Raw genomic sequence first — 17,835 nt, 5'->3', positions numbered from 1 at the left:
AAATCCAATTTCCATATTTTAAAATAGCCCAATGTGATGCGATTAAGTGAATAAAACATAGTTGCATCACATTGGGCCAGCTCAAGGGGCTGAATAATACGGAAGAGAACCGGTAATGCTGCTAAAAAACGAGAGGAATCTCACCCAAGCATTATCCAAAAAGAAGTTTTGGGGTTCACTGGATTAGCCCACAGCAAATACAATTTGCCCCATTATAGCTGGCACTACAAAGCATATAAGACTGAGAAACCTATTACTACTTCGACCAGAGCTTACGATCGACTGTCTTATTGATCTTAGTAAAGTAAAAGCACGGATCATTTAACAGCTCATAATTACTGAACTTGTTTTTTGGCGCATCATCAAATCGCAATACCGGCTTTTGCTCACTGAAGTTACGTAAGCCTGACGATGATAGGGCTTTAATTTCTTCTACAATCGAGTCAGTTAATGAAACCTCAACACTATTCAATATAAAGTTTGAAATTTCTTTGAACAATCCAAAAGCACCAGAATCATAATCATCAGTTGTGGCTCTAAATGAGAAAACCAATTCATGCTCAGATGAAATTGCAGCACGAACATAATATTTGATTAGATCACCTTCCTGGCAGCTTAAATCTTGAACAGCGTAGGCAACCCATTGAACACCATTCGTATTAGGTAGCTTGAAGGTTTGCCAGAACAGCGGGAAAAGATAGAGCCATTCCTGGAAAACAGACCCAGTACCAGGGGAGTAATAGGCTTTAATATCACTATCAACCCAATGCTCATAGTCACTGGCTTTAAGTAGATTTAAGTCATTGCCTATCTTCCTAAGTGAGGCAGTAAATTCCATCCCTCCAACATCAGGATTAATGAACGGCGGGCCATGATATTTATACCGCTCCTCTGCAAGCAGTATGCCCCATGCATTGTTACGAATTTCATTAAAACTATCTAAGGAGTAGATATTCTCATTGAAAGCCAATGGCAAATCAGCACTTGGCTCTTCACCACTAATTTTTGAGGCGTTGCTTAAGGGCTTTAAAAAAGTAAGCTTGGTACCGGAAAGATTACATCTTACCGGTACTGACTTTCTTAAATTAGGCCCTTTAGGGCTTTGTGTAGTGCCAAATAACATCAATTTTTCACAAGCTGCTTTCAAATTAGCTATTTAGATTAGCACGAAATGCCAATGCAGTCTCTAAATCACTTAAGCTATTAGTTGGCATTGAGCTAAGATCGCCCTTATGCATTTGCCCAAATAATAACTTTGCCTTTTGCAGGGAGCCACTGTTTATTGACTTTGCAACAGCAAATCCTACTACAGCAACCCCTGCCACAGTAAGTGCAGTTGAGGCATTACTGGCAGTAGCTTCTGTAACAACTTTCATAGTCTTATACATGGTACCCATAGTACCATGAAGTGCAGTTGCTGATTTTTCTGCGATAGCGTCCATATTTTTGGATAAAGCGTCTAGCTCCCCCGACCCATTTGCTTTTACCAGCGCCGAAAAAACTCCGGCCCCTGCTGTAGCACCAGCTTTAATGCCTGCACCAATAGCTCCCTGGGTACTTAGCAAGGGCGCCTTGGGCTTAAGAGCGTTAGATTTGGCTGTCTTGCTGGTAGCAGCAAATGCGGGATGTAACTGACTGCGCTCTTGCTCACAAGCGGAAACCTGTGTACGACGCTTTAGCAAGGCATATTCACTTGAGTACAGAGTATCGGCAATTAAATTTTTAAAGCTTATTGGGCTTCGTGTACCACGCTTCTCACTCCATTCCATACCAATACTCGTCATAGCACGGTCTAATCGATTGTCATTTACAGTATAATTATTTAGAAAAACCTGCTGTAGCTTTTGGCTGTTGAATGCATCTCCTGAAGAATTTTCATCTTTTGCTTTATATACGTTCTCGACATTAACTTTTTTGGCAACGCTCTTTACAACATCTCTAAAAACTTTATCCCCATTACCATTGGCAGTCCAACATACTACAGGGTCAGGCAAGCCAGTTTTCTTAGCAGCCGTAAACTTAAGCGCCTTCGCTTTATCAGCTTTAGATATATTCTTTTCTTTGATAATATCGTCGCGACTTTTAGTGGCAATATTGCCAAAATTGGGATTACCCAACTGATCTTTTGCCTTCTGGTTGTTAGTTAGCTTCTTAACAGCTTCTTTACCAGTTACTTGTCTGCGTTGATACTCAGATGCGCTAATCCGAGCAGCACCTGTAACCACACTGGCTATTTCATTAATAAACTTGGCTTTTTTATTAACAGTCTCTGTTTTCCGTGTGGCGAAAAAGCCCTGTATTCCACGTTTTTTGGGATAGTGGAACATATAAAATGTATCACCAGCCCCTACTTCACGCCCTGGGTGGCCAGCATTAATAACTGGCGCTCCATATCGGGCGCTAAGTTTAGTATCAGCAACATTAGAATCACATATCAAAATATGGGTAACAGACGTTGGGGTAATTTTGAGCTGATTAGGTTCAATTTTGACCACCTCCCATATTGGCTTATCGTTTACTGATGTTTTGCTATCAGATGAAACTTTAAATAAAGTAGCCTTTTTGTCTCCCTGTGTAAGGGTTTCATCCTCAAAATCAATCTGAATATCATTAAGATAGATATCCCCGTCAGGTAACAATGTGTAGCTTATTTCATATCCGCGTTCGATTTTTACTTTAATTCGCTGGTTCTCGAGGTGCGTATGGGTATCAAAATCATTTGGTTTAGACAATAAACCACGAATGGCCATGTAAGCACCAACAGCATGGAAGTTTGGCTTGCTACCCATTGTACTGGAATAGATACGCCCCCAAAGCTCAGCCGTTCCAGGAGAGGCAACCAAATTTCGCCCCCCACTGCTACAGAGGATATGAGTTTTAATTTGCTGTTCCATCTTTGCTTCCTTTCCTACCCCTGATATGAGAGCCGCTATTTGGTACACTTATCAAGCCCCACTCCCCTCCGAGGAAAAAGCATGGAGCCAGTTTAGTTTCATCTGGATGTGCAAATTTATCAGCAGGTTAGCGCTCTGTATAATTTCCGAAGAAATACAGTAAAGAAAAAAATTCCACTTGCAGAAGAGACTGGCAAGTCATACTACCTTCAGAGAAAATCTAAGCCATTTACAATTAAAAACACAAAAATTGAGTACAGATTTAATAAACTCAAGCTAGCTGGATGTAATCATATGTAATAATTTCCCAAGGGGTCATAAGAGCATCTCTCCCCCAGAAGTACTAATGTACAATTGCCGACAAAAAGCAGCCTCTAATCTACACGCAGCTCCACACTTCTTTTCTGCCATATTTGCCAGAATTTCATTGTTGCTACACTAATCACAATTAACTTCCACCGCTGGTGAATTAATCAGCTATCCCCTGTCATCCTGATACGCATAGAACACCTCTGATCTTAAGCACTGCCAAAAGCCCCCTTGAAACGGCAAACACGGCACTGAACGCTAACATATAGAAAACAGCTCCCTGCTGTATATTGGCCGCACCCTGCCATCCGCTCGCTGTATCTTTTAGCCTGTATCAACCGGAAAAAGGGGCACATAAAAGCTGGGCGCCAGCAGAGACTACGACTACCTACTGCGCCTGCCCAACCAATGGCAACCCCAAACCACGCCCCGGCAGGAATGGCTGGCCCAATACCGCATGCCAAACTACCAACCCAAAACAGAGGAAGAAGACAATATTCCCGAACTGGGCCAGGTAGCCCTGCGCTGGCTCAAACACGCCGGCACCGTAGCCCACGAAACCCTCGCCACCATTGCCGAGACCAATATCAACGACTGGACACCCAGCAAACTGGAAGCCCAGCGCCCCCTATGGCAACTGCGCCTGAAACAATTGGGGCTATCTGCCACCAGCCTGGACCGCGCTGCTGAGAAAGTGGAGATCGCCGTACGCAACAGCCTCAACTGCCCCACCGGCCGTTGGCTATTGGATAGCTCACTTAGAGAATCCGCCTGCGAACTGGAACTCCACAGCGGCGGCCGACAGTTAAGGCGCTCCATTGTGGACCGCACCTTTATTGATAACGAAGGCACCCGCTGGATTGTGGATTACAAAACAGCAGAGCCCAGTGGTGAAGAAAGCCAGGAAGAGTTTATTGCGGCTCAGCTGGAGCAGTATCGGAATCAGTTGGAGAATTACCGCAAGCTCTTTTATGCACGAGGGGAACGGAATATTCGGTGTGCGCTGTATTTTCCGTTGATGCAGAGGTTGGTGGAGTTGGATTAGGGCAGATTACACTCAGCGCCAGAGCATTTCCCAGTCTACGTAAGACAGCGGACCGGGAAATACTCTGAAATGTAGCAGTTCAGACTTGATCTGACTGTTGCCGTTATTTCAGAAGGTGCCCTGTCAGGTCAAGTTTAGTTTGCAAGCCTTTCCTTCCAGATCATTTTTATCCTCTCCAAGGGTTGCTATCAGTGTACGGTCACAACACTTTTTACCCTGATGAGGGCGATCATTATTTTAATGTACGAGCCGTTCGCTCAGATCCATTTACAGCTCTTTGATCAATCCGTATCTTTCATTTCGCAACGGGGGTTGATAAGTCTCCTGATTTCTTTTTGTAGTCTATATTTCTTATCAGCTGCTCAACACTTTCCATGTCCAATTTTTCACAATCGATTTCGTAATAAACGATAAGCAATAGATCAGGATCAGATTTCAAGTTCCAACTATATTTGCAATCTACAGATGTGCTAATAGGTATCAGATATCCTTCAAAGCTACCGATAGTCTCCCTCTTCATTGGCCTTTTATGCGCTTGATGAACTTCTAAAGTTCTAGCCAATCCTAATGATATATTATCGTCAACATCTCTAGATTTGCGTAGAATAATGTGCAGCTTACCATTGGACTGATTGTTTTTTAGTACTAATGGCCCATGCGCTTTCTCGATGATTGACCACCTGTCATCTAAAGGTATTGAAAATTCCTGCCATGATATATCTTCTGCACTTGATAATCCGCTATACAATATAAGGGCAGCTATAATTAAACCAAACTTAGTTGTCCCTATTCTCCTTGTATGATTCATGGACATACACCTCCAGTTGGGGCCCCTGAACCGTCACAGCATTTTGCTTTCAACAGATTTACAGTCGACCCATAACTCTCAATCCTTTTTATAGGTGTTGATATCTTCATTTCGAACCCAGCCATTAGATAGAAGAAATCATTTCAAAATTGGATACAGGATTGGATCACTATTATTAGGGATTTTTCCTCTAAATAGATTCACATTCAGATCAAAGCTAGAGTCAAAGCGTAAAGACGCCCCTGCTCATTCAGCAAACTGAAGTACAAATCTTCGAGTTTTGCCTGAAGAAGAACGTCACAAAATACTAGCTACACAATAGAAATTTGATAGCTCCTATACGAACAAATAGAGAAATATCGGCGTCAAAATTATCTTATTGAAATTTATTAGGTTTTTCTAAGGATCAATTCTGCGTAGAATTGAGTGATAAATATCAGAACTTGGGGCTGCGGGTAGGCAAATTCTGTAAAACCTACCCTAAAGATAGATCCAGGAATTTTCTAAAAAGAGCCACCTCTTCAACAGGAGAACGGTAACGTAAAGTAAGAATAGAGAAAAGGCGCTGACCCAAGGTGCTGCAACACCAGGGGCCAGCTAACCAAATTGATAAGAGTCCTATCAAGATGGCTGTATGCATACTACGCTAGAAACCCGCTCGTCTTCAATAAAGTGGAGCACAATCAGTAGCTTGGAGCGACTCCCCAAGCTTTGGGAGCCTAGCGCCCGCCTTTTCCTATTCTGCGCCCACCGCCCACGCGCCCCTCCACTCTTCCACCAAGTATCACTCACCAAGCTTCCCCACAAAGGAATGCCCATCCACAGCTTGAGTATCGGTAGGAAGAAAACATGTTGATCCTAAAGCGCCGAACAGGCGAGAACCTAAGAATTGGAACGAATGTCTCGATCACAGTGTTGGAAGTGAAGGGAAATCAAGTAAAGATAGGCATCCGCGCCCTCAAAACCCTACCCGTTCACCGCGAAGAGCTTTATATACGCATCAAAAAATAAACAATGGAAACCGCTGAATAGCAGACTCCTCAAGAAAGAAGGCCAACCTCATGCCACCGTCCTATAAATTAGGGCGGTGGCAGCCTTCAAGGTAAGAGCGCCACCCTGAATAGGTCGCGTCATCCTCAATGGTATGAATACCAGTAGCAAGGCCAGCCTATGGTCTCACCACCCATTCCAGGCATGGTTGCGTATCTGAGCCTATTCATCTGCTGAAGCAGACCCAGCAAACCAGAGCCTCCCTCAGCTATCGAAACCCAACACCCGTCACCGCTTATACCGCCCGCGTATACCTGACATTTCTATCAAACGTACTTTTGAGGCTCTCCAAACCAAAAGGCGCCTATGCCAGCGCCGCCCTGCACAGCCTGATCAAAACAGTCAAAGCTAATGCTCTTGAGCCGTATGATTACCTCTGCGAAGTCTATACGGGCCACCAAAGGCCCAATCTCTTGAAGAGAATGAGGTACTACTTCCCTGGAATATCATACTGGCAGGTTAGTGGGTACTATCACGCCCCACCCTGTAGAGTGATTAAGTTGGGTGTATTGAGTGCTTACTCAGTTACCGTATTCGAGGTGAAAGGCAACCAGGTAAAGAAGATATCTACACAGAGTTCTTCTGCCAGATTGAGTAATCCAGTCTTGTATTTGATGATGCGATCATTAGTATGGATCATGGGGTTTATCCTTGGTTTTACTTATAGGTCTAGGCACCTTAATCAAAACCGGTAAACCCCTTTTTTTCAAGAGGATGTGTCAGATTTGGTCTGAACTAATCCATCTAACCTATTACCACTCCCGCCTGCTTCTTCTAGTTTAAGGAGGCGGCAACTATCCTATAACAACTACCTTCGATCTTCTCAGAATACAGCTCGAAATTTAAAATTTAATTTTTCATATAAAGATTGATTTAAGTTAGAGATACTCAACTTACCGTTTTCAGGGCTCCAATTAGAATCCGAGCCTTCTGCATGTAAATATCATTTCTTTTCAATATTATATTGAGCAATATGGAAGTTGGAGGCGTGCTCTAAATGCATCCCCCCATCATTTGAACCTGAAAAAACATGGTGCCTGCAAGGGTCCATTGATACCCCCGGGTTCCCGCCGTTTCCGGCTTTGTAAAGAGCCTCATGCAAATGCTCTCTATTTATTTTTGGATTACCTGCATCACTATAGACACCAAAATTAATTGATCCTTTTATGTTAACTGCTTTAGCCGCTCTCATGCACGCTTGAACAACCATGTCATATAGATCTCTGTTTGCAGCTATTAAATCACTGGTCCGCTTGACAAAATCTTCATCTTCTACATTTAGATTTTTAACGTAAATATTTTCCAGGATCAACTGCTTGATAAAGTCTTCGTTGACACCACAAAACTCTGAGTACTTTTTGGCCGCCACTTCAGCTGCATTTGTGAGGTGCTGACTATTGGTACCATCAATTCCAAAAACCCAGATTTCTAATGCTCCATTAGAATTTTCTCTCTGCCTTTGGGTATAAGCAAAACAATCCTTGGGTGGGTATGCGAGTGGGGGGTGGTGATAGTTGGCTCCTTCCGCAACACCTACAATCTTCCCACCTTTTTTTGGCTTTCTTTTTTTATTACCCCGATTGACTATTTCTGTATCAAGAGCATTGAGCGTTGTGAGTCGTTTTTCTATGATTACCTTTCTCGTAGCAACGGCAGCCTCTCCACTCTCTACGCCTATCGTCCAACGATAAGGAGATAGCGAATATCCCTGCATGCCGCTTTTAATAGGATACTTACTTTTCCAGTCACTCAGGCCTTCAAAAAACGTTCTCACTATAAATTCATTCTGAAAATGAGGCGTTACCCCTGATTGCAGACGAGCCCTGCCGTCAGACATCATAAGTACGCTCATATCAGTTAGAAATTTTTCTTCAGGGGAGCCTTCAGCGATGGAAATGGCACCTCTATAGTCTTTTTTTTGTTTAGGGTCATAAATTTTCATCTACTTAGATTAAGAAGTATGGGGTTTAATTCGCTGATTCTTGAACTTAATAGGACAGCAGGTAATGAATAGAAACATATGCTTTGTTTTCTACGCATGATTTCGAGAAGTATACAAATTTAAAACATGTTCTCAATCAAGAAATAATTACAGTGGATTACTCGTACACATTTAAGTCAAAATTTCTTACCATGTGTTCCTTGTTGAAAAACTCTAGATCTGAAAATTGTTTTCTGGACGTACGGCTGTTTTGACAGCCCTTAAATATATGTAGCATCAGATTTTTTTATCTAAACTTAATTTTGAGGAGTCCGTCAATGATTCACAGTTAGTACACATCAATCCCTTTTAAAAAAATCTTAAAGAGGTGTCCGGTTAGACTTGACCACAACACCGTTTCGCCGTCCACTCATGGAGCTATTAAATATATCCAACTGGAAAAACATATAAAAACAAGTGGAAGCTGGAGACAATGAACCAAGCTGCTCTCGACCCAAAATATAATTTAGGCGCAATTCTACTCTAATACAGGTGATTTTTAATTACATCTGTTACAACATTGGTTATTCAAAATACGTCCCAAGAAAGCCACCAATTATAGAGGAAACAACAATGTCTTCCGGAAATAGTGACTGGACAGTTAAGACTAAAGGAAGCTCTTCATCTCCAACCGCGGTGTACCTAGCAAAAAATGACTCGCCTTACTTTGCCAAAGGTGTTGCCTATTCACCGGTCCCCGTCGGTGGCAGTTTCCATTATCAGCCCCAGATTGGCGACTGGTTCTACGGCCCATGGACGATCATAGCGAAACGTGACATGCCAAAAATGAAATCACTGGGCATAAATTTTTTCCGCACCTATTCTTTCTGGTGGTGGCAGGTGACAACTGATATCAACACCATGCGAAACCTCGACCAGAAAAGCCCAATATCATCAGAACCATTTAATGAGCGTACAGATTTCTTTTCCAGTCTTGATACAAATGATATAGACATCATGATAGGTATCGGGCTGGATGGTGGAAATGTATTCGACGGTGCCAATAAATTTGCCTACATGAACTTCTATTTGCAAACTGCAGAGAAACTAGCAAGCGAATATGGCAGTCAGCCCTCAGTGATGGGATTTTCACTTGCCAACGAGCAAAATCAAGCCCCGCGCAACTCTAAGGCAGAAGTTTGGGCTTTTTACTACTTGATGCGACAACGCCTGCAACGGGGGCTTGGGACTAATAAAAAGCTTACCAGCATCGCATGGCAAAATGATCCGAATCTTTATAATGGTAATACATATGTAGATTTATCTGATAGTAATATAAAAACACTCCCTGTAGATGGTTCCGGGAGCACTGGGATTGATCTCCAGCAAGCAGCGAAGGATCTACGTAACGCACTTGTAGGTAATACACCTACCGATAACAGCAAAGTTCATGTCGAGCAAATAATTTCAACTATTTGTGATGTTTGGGGCATAAATATCTACTCCGGCATGAAAACCAGTTTATCAACCTACGAAACCAACGTATTCAAAAAGTCCTACTACCGCCCATTACTTATCACCGAATGGGGGCATCCAGGAACAGAAAATCAACCAGTAACCACTAAAGGCCCCAGTGATGGCAATGCTCTTCTTGCCGATAAGGATTCAGCAGGTATGCAAACCGCTGCCGATGCCGTCCGTGATGATATAGAGGTAATAGATAATTATGTTAAGTTTGTCTCAGGCGGCACCTACTTTGAATGGTCAGATGAATGGTGGAAAAATGATGCATACTGGGCTGCTATTCCAAAAAGTCAAAATGATTATCTCAGCAAGCAAATCTTAAATTGGAAAAAAGGAGATAAAACACCCACTTATCAGCTTGATTCTGACGGGAAAATCACTTTCACAAATGGAATCAAGGGGTATCCTCAGTACACATTTATCTGGGATGGCAGTGAAGACCCTAGCTGGCCCGAAGAAGGCTGGGGACTCCATTCGATTGCCCCAAACGGCCGTCAAGCATGGGACAATCCTTGGAATACAACCACCAGCGCTCCCTACCCTGCTGATACGCTCACCCCACGTAATAAGCTCATCGACGCACTGATGGGACGTGATGCCTATACAGGTAAAGGCTACCCTATGCTGGAAACGGACTACAAGAATTTTGTATCACCCTAGGAGAGGAGTTGAATTGGACATAAACAGGATAACTTAAACAAGTAATCCTCCCGCCGTCACTACCAGTGAAGTCAGTACACCAATACCCATCAGGCTATAGCGACTGATAAATTGATACGAAATCGTATTGAGTAGCATGGTAAAAAAAGGGAGGGTGGCCATGGCCTATTACTTGGGTGGAAGGAAAGAATACACTGCACTCGAGATGCGCTGCGAATACATCCCTATGAGGTCGCAATCGGCATCCATACTCTATAGGATTGCGAGTGCACGGTATTCTTTCCTTCCCCATTTTTAGTACATCGACCTCAACCTCATTTTAGCCAAACCAGCCTACACTTGGAGGAATCTCTTTAAACCTCTATTTATCAGCGTATTCATTTAGCCGTTTCTGGTGAACCGCCGCATTCCAATCAGAAACGATTATTCGTTTGTCTCAATTTTCTATTTGGTATGTCAATGGTTACGGCTGGCGTTAATTGGTGTTCTCGAGTTTTAATCCTAATATATGTCTGCCTTGGGTTAGGAAAGGTAATCGCAGAACCGTAAATTCTGGCTATTATATCCAGGTTTGGGAAGTACCAATGTTCTGTCCAACCATAATAGTAATTCTGGAGACCCACTAAATAGCAAGTATAAACCGCCAAAGCTATTGACTGAAGAGGAGGGTCAAACCAAATACTAGGTTTTAGCTAGTTTAAATGGTATAGACACTATGGAGATAAAGTACATTTATCGGCTTGGATCGACTCCCCAAGTTCTGGGAGCCTAGCGTCCGCCTATTCCTATTCTGCACCCACCGTCCCCGCGCCCCACCCCTCTCTTCCATCAAGTATCACTTAACAAGTTTCCCCACCAAGGAATGCCCACCCACAGCTTAAGTATCGGTAGGAAGAAAACATGTTGATCCTAAAACGCCGAACAGGCGAGAACCTAAGAATTGAAACGAGTGTCTCGATCACAGTACTAGAAGTAAAAGGAAATCAAGTAAAGATAGGCATCCGCGCTCCCAAATCCCTCCCCTATCTATCGAGAAGAGATCTATGTGCGCATCAATAGAGAACAAAAAGTAGGCAATGGAACGCGTTGAGGATAGGCTCTCCAGGGAAGGAGACCTACCCCTCCCCCACTTTCTCTACCTAGGTTTAACTGTTTCCGATGGCAAGTTACATTAAACTTTGATTATCGCACTAACGCACTTAGCAAAAAGAGAAGTCATAACGCAATAGCCTTTGTTGTGTTTTAGTTTGTCAACTGTATATTGCACGTTCTCTTGCATCCCTTTCTCTATCTGGATCTTCCATACTTTTGACTGCTTCCAAATTATTTAGATAGTCCGTAGGAACCCCCGTTTCTTTAGCTCCATATATCACATGATATAGATACCAAGAATAAGGTTGCAAAGAAGGATCAGTATTCGTTGCATAATATGTAATTGCTTCGAGGGAATTTCCCTTGGTATCAGTTACCCGAACCCTCTTTTCCTTATAGCCGTAACCTAAACCCTCTACCCTATCTAGAGCACCTTTTTCTTTATCTGATATTTCGAACAATGCACCAATCACATGATCTTGTTGTGGTCAAATCTAACCGGACACCTCTCTAAGCACATTTCTCAAATTCGATAGGGGCTACGTCCCCCAGTGTTGTATGTATCCTATGTGAGTTGTAATACGCAATATAGGCTCTCACATCGGCTATCGCATCTTCCCTTGTCGGATAGAGATTTCCCGCCAACCATTCTCGTTTCAGGCTGCTAAAAAAGCGTTCAGTCGGTGCGTTGTCCCAACAATTTCCCTTGCGGCTCATTGAGCACACCATTCCATGCTGTTTCAACAGCGCTTGGTAGGTATGGCTGGCATACTGACTGCCTCGATCAGAGTGGTGTAGAAGACCCTTTGGCGGTGTACGCAAATTAACAGCCATCATCAATGCACGATTTACCAAGGCCGTTTCCATCTGGCGATCTAGATGCCAACCAACAATCCGGCGAGAATAGAGGTCAATCACTACCGCCAAGTACAACCAGCCTTGTACAGTCCAGATGTACGTGATATCAGTGGTCCAAACCTGATTTTTAGCCCTCGGTGAGAAATTCCTATTCAGAAGGTTTTCTGCGATCGGCAGTTGGTGTTTGCTGTCTGTCGTCAGTGTAAATCGCTTCTTGCGTTTTACTGCCAAACCTAGCTTTTTCATTAGCTTGCGGACACGATAGCGACCAATTTTAAAGCCCTCTTTGCGTAACAGTTTCATTAACCGGCGGCTTCCGAGACTCTGTCGAGATTCTGAAAATAAGGCCTTCAAACGATGGCATAGTTTCCATGTCTGGCTATCTATTGAGCTGTCAATACGGTGACACCAATCGTAATAGCTACTCTTACTTACCTGCATCACTCGGCAGAGTGCCCTAACTGGAAAGCCGCTTTGCTGCTCTCTAATAAAGCTGTACTTTATTTCATTTCTTTCGCAAAGAAGGCACTGGCCTTTTTTAGAATTTCCTTCTCCATCCGCAACTGCTTGTTTTCGCGTCGTAACCGGTCCAATTCAGCGCGCTCGCCGACATCCAGCCTAACTCTGCTCTCTTCCTGCTTCAGCTCTTTTATCCAGCGTCGCAGGTTGTTTGCGGTGGTTCCTACCGCCTCTGCGGCCTTAGAAATCGAATACCCTTGCTCAGATACCAGGGCTACGGCGTCTTTCTTGAACTCCGGCTTGAATTGCCGGCGCGTACCTTTTGTTGTCATACTTCACCTCGCTTGGTGGTTTTACCATCTTAGCGAAGTGTCCGGAAAGATTAGACCACTACATCTTTGGGGTTTGGGGTAAACAGTGCATCACACTTGCCGGAGCCGTCTTTACTGCTGACTTTGTGAAAACGAAGAGAATGTTCAGTAAGAGTAAACGTTCCTAGTCGCACAGCACTCGGAACTCTTTCTTTCAGTCTTGGAAGGGACATATTTGACCCGTAAGCAAAGTACCTCATTCTGACTCCATACAGTTATCAGTGAATGCAAAAGTTGCAGCTATATACCACGCCTCTCTATAATTCCAAAGCATGTCAGCGCAACGACGTAAGAAGTCAGCGGCTTTAAGCCATACCGCTTTCCACTCCATTCTCCAAACAAACATCACTTACCAAGCTCCCTCGCCAAGGATGTCAACCCAAGGCTTAGCTATCAGTAGAAAACAAACATGTTGTGCCCTACGGTGAAAACCTAAAAATTGGTATTAAAGCTTCAACCATAAAAGGGAGATCAAGTAAATATAAACTTTTTGGCTCCCAAAGATAGACAATTCTGGACACCCACCAAATAGAGTGGCGAACAGGCCAGCAAAACCAGATGAGAGAATTAGCCGTATTTCTAAGGGAAAATTTTATTCCCTCTTAGAAATATTTAGAGCCCTGAAACAGGTTGTCACCATACTTGAGTCGCCTCAAAGAGGTTTTTAATTAGTTCTTCAATACTCTCTATCTTATCTCCACGATCAGTGTTGGCCAATAAGATCACTCCGACGTTATCTTTTGGGTTGAACACTAGGTAGGAAAAATATCCAACCTCAGCTCCGTTGTGGCCGATTAGAATATGGTCTTTACCCCCATAATTCCAAAGCCAGCCAGAATACCAGAAGACCCCAAAACCATTCTGGGAGGGTGTCAGCATTTGAATAACTGAATCTGGCTCAAGAATCTTGATGTCAGACTTTCGTGAAACTAACACTCCTTCGTTCATTACTGCGGCTAAAAATCTCGCCATATCCAATGCACTACTCCGTAGGCCACCATCTGGCCAGGTCGCGAGTTCATAAAATGGAATTGAAGATAGGGTGTTATCAACTGTGGTATGAGGGCTTGCCAGGTTACTCTGGTTTAACTTGGAAAAATTCCAGCTGGTATTGCGCATACCAAGAGGGGTAAAAATCTCTTGCTCTGCGTAATCAGCCAGAGTTAAGCCCGTGCTAAGTTCCACTGAGTAGCCTGCTAATGCTGCGGCGATATTTGAGTATTTGTAGTCTTGCCCGGGTGGTAGGCCAGTGAAGTTACTATTGGAATCGTAAAATTCCCCCTCACTGTCCAAATAGGCACCGAGAAATCCATCCAGTGTAATTGGACTGCTATCCGGACATAACCCAGGCTCTATTAAGTTGATCAACTTTGTATGAGTGCCGTCACCATGATCAATATAGTAGCTGCACTGGTAAGCCATGCTATCTTTAATTCCCGAACTGTGAGTTACGAGATCTCGGATGGTGATAGGTAAGGAGTCTGGATTGTCAATATTAAAGTCATCTTCACCCAGTAAGTTTTGAATTTCCTGATCTAAATAGAGATAGCCGTCCTCCTGCGCTATGGCCATAGCAGTACCCATAACTACCTTACTGATGGATGCCAGCCAAAATGAAGTATTTCTGTTAACCCTTTCATTATTTTCCAGGCTTTTTACACCGTAGCCTTTGGACCATATAACAGGCTTTTCTGGATTGGTAACTATAGCTACGGCCATGCCTGGAATATTGTTATCCAGCATATACTTTTTAATCATACGATCAATAGTATGCTTCTTACCTGGTTTAAATACCTCTTTGTATACTCCCGGACTATCATGATAAATCCCTGAAGTATTAGTATCTACAGCATTTCCATTGTTGGAAATTAATAGCGTAAATAAGAGGAGAGGTTGAGCAAATACTGATTTTCTATGACGATATTCCATGCTAAAGCTTCCTTTTCTTGAATATTACTTGATTGAGTAAAAGTCTGCCATACAGCTCTATATCGAGAATATTATGTTCAATAATTACTGAACCTCTGATGAATACAATTACTAATTTTTAGTCAATTAAAATCGATAACCCAGCCATCTAAACAGGCGATAAGAGCTGAACTCCTGCTACTTCTTTTTGCCAACTTTACCGACGGCGGTAACCGGAATGTGAAAAATTCTGGACACCCACCAAATAGAGTAGCGAGCGGAGCAGTAGAAGCCGGATTAGAAAATTGACATTAGTCCTACAAAATGATCTAAATTCAACAGGTTATAGTCAAATACCAACTCAGGAAAACTAACCCACCACCCTTCCCTATTCAACACTACTGCGGCCATTTCCCACTCGAAAAACATTACTTCCCAAACTCCCCCATCAAGGAATACCCACCCACAGTTTGAGTATCAGTAGGAAGAAAACATGTTGATCCTAAAGAGCCGAACAGGCGAGAACCCAAGAACTAGAACGAATGTCTAAGTTACAGTGCTAGAAGTGAAGGGAAATCAAGTAAAGATAGACATCCGTGTGCCCAAATCCCCCTCCATCCATCGAGAAGAAATCTATGTGCGCATCAATAGCGAACAAAAAATTAGGCAATGGAAGGTAGTGAGGGCAGGTTCTCCATGGAGGGGGGATCCAATGGACCCCTAACCTCTATAATAGAGGCTAACTGTAATTAGCCAACAGTGCATTAAGCCTTGAATACCGCACTCAAATATTGCATACTAGGTATATTGCACGCAGCGATAGCTGTCCTTTTATACTCTGATTAGGCGCCGACTAAATCACCGCTATTTTTAATAGTTTTGATAATTAAACTACCCAGCTGCCTTGTATTGTATTGGTTTCCATTACTATTGAAATGACTGATATTTAGTGACGTTGCAATTTCGCGCAAAACTGGCTTTGATGGCGATGCTACTTCATCGTTGACTTTTACTTCTATGGTTCCGTTTTCAAGTTCGACTATTTGATATTTCCTGTATTTGACTTGTTTTATAGCGAGCATTTCAGAATCTGGCTTTCTGGGTGAAAGTAATCTTGAGAGAGCAACATTTACCTTACCATTGGCATCTGGATTACCCATAAATTCTATAGCTTTTGGTATGGACTCATTTATCAAGGTCTCAATTTGCATTTCATCAGTATTAATTCTAAGAATTATTACTCGGTCTACTTGGTTTAAAGTATTTGGGTTGAATGAAACGTATCCAGATGCGCCCATTTTTGCTGTTGTTTTTACAGATACTCTCTCACCACTAGCAGAGACAACATCATAACCATGCTGGTTTACTTCTGTAGCCATTTGACCATTAGTTATCAATGCAGCATATAGTTCACCAATACGCCCTACAAGATGCCTCAGTTCAGTGGGTTTTAGCCCCATTGAAGCTCTCTCTCGAACCAATTCATTGCCTCTCCGAGAGACTGGATTAACTGCATCTGAGTAAGAGCCACAGCTTGCTCCTTTGTTAATTGAACGTCCTAATCGTCAATTCGAAAGCAACAACTATATATCACGTTTCTCATTTATTCCAAAGCCCACCAACTTGCATACACCAAAAGATGTAGAGAACACTAGAAATTCTGGACACCCAACCTTCCCTATTCTGCACCAATACAGCCATTCCCTACTCGAAAAGCATTACTTACTAAACTTCCCCAACAAGGAGTACCCACCCACGGCTTGAATAACTCTAGGAAGTAAATAGGTTGACCATAAAGCACCGAACCGGCGAAAGCCTTTAAAATGGAACAAATGTACCAGCTTCTGTACTAGAAGTGAAAAGCAAGCATCCACGCCCCCAAATCACTTTCAGCCCATCGTAAAGAGATCCATGTGCGTATCGAAAGATAGGCAATGGAAGGTATCGAGAGCAGATTCTCAAAGGAAGGAGCCTACAATACCCCCTATCTTTTTCGAGACCATCCTCTATCAGATAGGGATGTATCAAGTTCTGAAAATGGTACTAACGTCACCATCAGTCGGAGCTAACTTTGTGGATTTTTTGTATGAAGATAGGAACGTGGCGACCGTGTAAAATGTATACAAAGCTTTGCTTGATTATACATTTACTATTACTCTTCAATAGGATATTGGCTGGCACCGTGGTTACCTATATTTGGAGCGCTATTTTTAAATTGAAACAACTCTTCTCTAGAGCCCTTTTCCGCATACAAACTAACCGTAAACCTGTTTGCATACTCACATGAGCGAAGATCGACCTCCGTACCGGCTGCTATGCTAATACCTTGAGCCGTGACATCCTGACTCAAAACATAAACGGAGGGGGTGGAACAGAGCAGGTCATAACTTGGAGAATTTGCCCACCAACCCAGGAAAAAGCCCGTGGTGACCAGTGCCGTTGACATTAACAAACCTTTAAGAACTTTTTTCACGATCTATCTCGATTAAATATATAACTCTCACAGAGTGGCAAAGAGTCCAGAGATCATACTTCCTCCTGTTAAACATTGACATTCGCGAGACAATATCAAGGAAAAAAACTCTGGACACCCAGTACATAGAGTACCTAGCAGTGTAACAGTAGCCAGACTAGAAAATTGGTACAGAAACTATATAAAAGGATGTAACTTCAAAAAGCTATAGTTAAGCACCGACTCAGGATAACTGGCAACCACACTTCCGTATTCTGCCCACGGCGATCGTTCCCCACCCGCAAACCACCCTTACCAAACTCCCCCAACAGGGATACCCGCTCACACCTTAAGCATCAGTAGGAAGCAAGCATACCTCAGAATTAAATGGATCAAGTATCTCTACCCTACCTGAAAATTCAGAAGAAAATATTACTAACACTTTTAAGCGGGTACAGATATCCTAAACTATTATTCGGCTTAT

General features: G+C 42.9%; 13 protein-coding genes and 2 pseudogenes. 5 read left to right on the top strand and 10 right to left on the bottom strand.

The features are described from left to right. Positions 1-256 precede the first annotated feature (256 nt). The gene (locus GL2_RS16420; RefSeq protein ID WP_143731655.1) at positions 257-1,123 is read right to left on the bottom strand and encodes a hypothetical protein; all 867 of its coding nucleotides are present in this window, start codon (positions 1,121-1,123) and stop codon (positions 257-259) included. A gap of 25 nt (positions 1,124-1,148) precedes the next feature. Beyond that, positions 1,149-2,894, bottom strand: a complete 1,746-nt coding sequence (locus GL2_RS16415) for a hypothetical protein (protein WP_143731654.1) — start codon at positions 2,892-2,894, stop codon at positions 1,149-1,151. Positions 2,895-3,660: 766 nt separating this feature from the next. Between GL2_RS16415 and GL2_RS16410 the strand changes: the two genes are divergently transcribed. After that, the gene (locus GL2_RS16410) at positions 3,661-4,248 is read left to right on the top strand and encodes a PD-(D/E)XK nuclease family protein (RefSeq protein ID WP_143731653.1); all 588 of its coding nucleotides are present in this window, start codon (positions 3,661-3,663) and stop codon (positions 4,246-4,248) included. Positions 4,249-4,543: 295 nt separating this feature from the next. On the opposite strand, the gene GL2_RS16405 is transcribed toward GL2_RS16410, so the two are convergent. Then, on the bottom strand, positions 4,544-5,056 hold the full coding sequence (locus GL2_RS16405) for a hypothetical protein (RefSeq protein ID WP_143731652.1): 513 nt from the start codon (positions 5,054-5,056) through the stop codon (positions 4,544-4,546). Positions 5,057-5,905: 849 nt separating this feature from the next. On the opposite strand from GL2_RS16405, the gene csrA (GL2_RS16400) reads away from it, so the two are divergent. Next, entirely contained in the window at positions 5,906-6,067 is a 162-nt protein-coding gene (csrA, locus tag GL2_RS16400) for a carbon storage regulator CsrA (protein ID WP_143731651.1), read from the top strand. A gap of 556 nt (positions 6,068-6,623) precedes the next feature. Here the strand turns inward: csrA (GL2_RS16400) and GL2_RS22165 are convergent. Beyond that, on the bottom strand, positions 6,624-6,746 hold the full coding sequence (locus tag GL2_RS22165) for a hypothetical protein (RefSeq protein ID WP_255505706.1): 123 nt from the start codon (positions 6,744-6,746) through the stop codon (positions 6,624-6,626). Between the two features lie 303 nt (positions 6,747-7,049). Next, entirely contained in the window at positions 7,050-8,048 is a 999-nt protein-coding gene (locus GL2_RS16390) for a hypothetical protein (RefSeq protein ID WP_143731650.1), read from the bottom strand. A gap of 612 nt (positions 8,049-8,660) precedes the next feature. Between GL2_RS16390 and GL2_RS16385 the strand changes: the two genes are divergently transcribed. Both GL2_RS16385 and csrA (GL2_RS16380) read left to right on the top strand, forming a co-directional pair. Continuing rightward, a complete protein-coding gene (locus tag GL2_RS16385; RefSeq protein WP_143731649.1) occupies positions 8,661-10,211 on the top strand; it encodes a hypothetical protein in 1,551 nt (516 codons plus the stop codon). A 900-nt stretch (positions 10,212-11,111) separates the two neighbouring features. Then, a pseudogene (csrA, locus tag GL2_RS16380) lies at positions 11,112-11,301 on the top strand (carbon storage regulator CsrA). A gap of 160 nt (positions 11,302-11,461) precedes the next feature. Here the strand turns inward: csrA (GL2_RS16380) and GL2_RS16375 are convergent. The 3 genes from GL2_RS16375 to GL2_RS16360 all read right to left on the bottom strand — a co-directional run bounded on the left by GL2_RS16375 (position 11,462) and on the right by GL2_RS16360 (position 14,920). Continuing rightward, the gene (locus GL2_RS16375) at positions 11,462-11,776 is read right to left on the bottom strand and encodes a gamma-glutamylcyclotransferase (RefSeq protein WP_143731648.1); all 315 of its coding nucleotides are present in this window, start codon (positions 11,774-11,776) and stop codon (positions 11,462-11,464) included. A 37-nt stretch (positions 11,777-11,813) separates the two neighbouring features. Then, positions 11,814-12,952 (bottom strand): IS3 family transposase gene (locus tag GL2_RS16370; protein ID WP_143731647.1). Its coding sequence is split into 2 segments (ribosomal slippage): positions 11,814-12,703 and positions 12,703-12,952, totalling 1,140 coding nucleotides; the frame shifts between segments, so codons are not numbered across the junction. 672 nt (positions 12,953-13,624) lie between these two features. Continuing rightward, the gene (locus GL2_RS16360) at positions 13,625-14,920 is read right to left on the bottom strand and encodes a serine hydrolase (protein ID WP_143731646.1); all 1,296 of its coding nucleotides are present in this window, start codon (positions 14,918-14,920) and stop codon (positions 13,625-13,627) included. 472 nt (positions 14,921-15,392) lie between these two features. Between GL2_RS16360 and GL2_RS16355 the strand changes: the two are divergent. Then, a pseudogene (locus tag GL2_RS16355) lies at positions 15,393-15,623 on the top strand (carbon storage regulator). A gap of 118 nt (positions 15,624-15,741) precedes the next feature. Here GL2_RS16355 and GL2_RS16350 read toward each other — a convergent pair. Beyond that, positions 15,742-16,359, bottom strand: a complete 618-nt coding sequence (locus GL2_RS16350) for a hypothetical protein (RefSeq protein WP_197736468.1) — start codon at positions 16,357-16,359, stop codon at positions 15,742-15,744. Between the two features lie 692 nt (positions 16,360-17,051). Continuing rightward, positions 17,052-17,372 carry a hypothetical protein gene (locus GL2_RS16345; protein WP_143731645.1) on the bottom strand — a complete coding sequence of 107 codons (321 nt, stop codon included), beginning with the start codon at positions 17,370-17,372 and terminating at the stop codon, positions 17,052-17,054. Positions 17,373-17,835: the final 463 nt, after the last annotated feature.

The sequence above is a fragment of the Microbulbifer sp. GL-2 genome (assembly GCF_007183175.1).
In the GTDB taxonomy this organism is placed as follows: domain Bacteria; phylum Pseudomonadota; class Gammaproteobacteria; order Pseudomonadales; family Cellvibrionaceae; genus Microbulbifer.
This window is presented reverse-complemented; position numbering and strand designations above follow the sequence as displayed.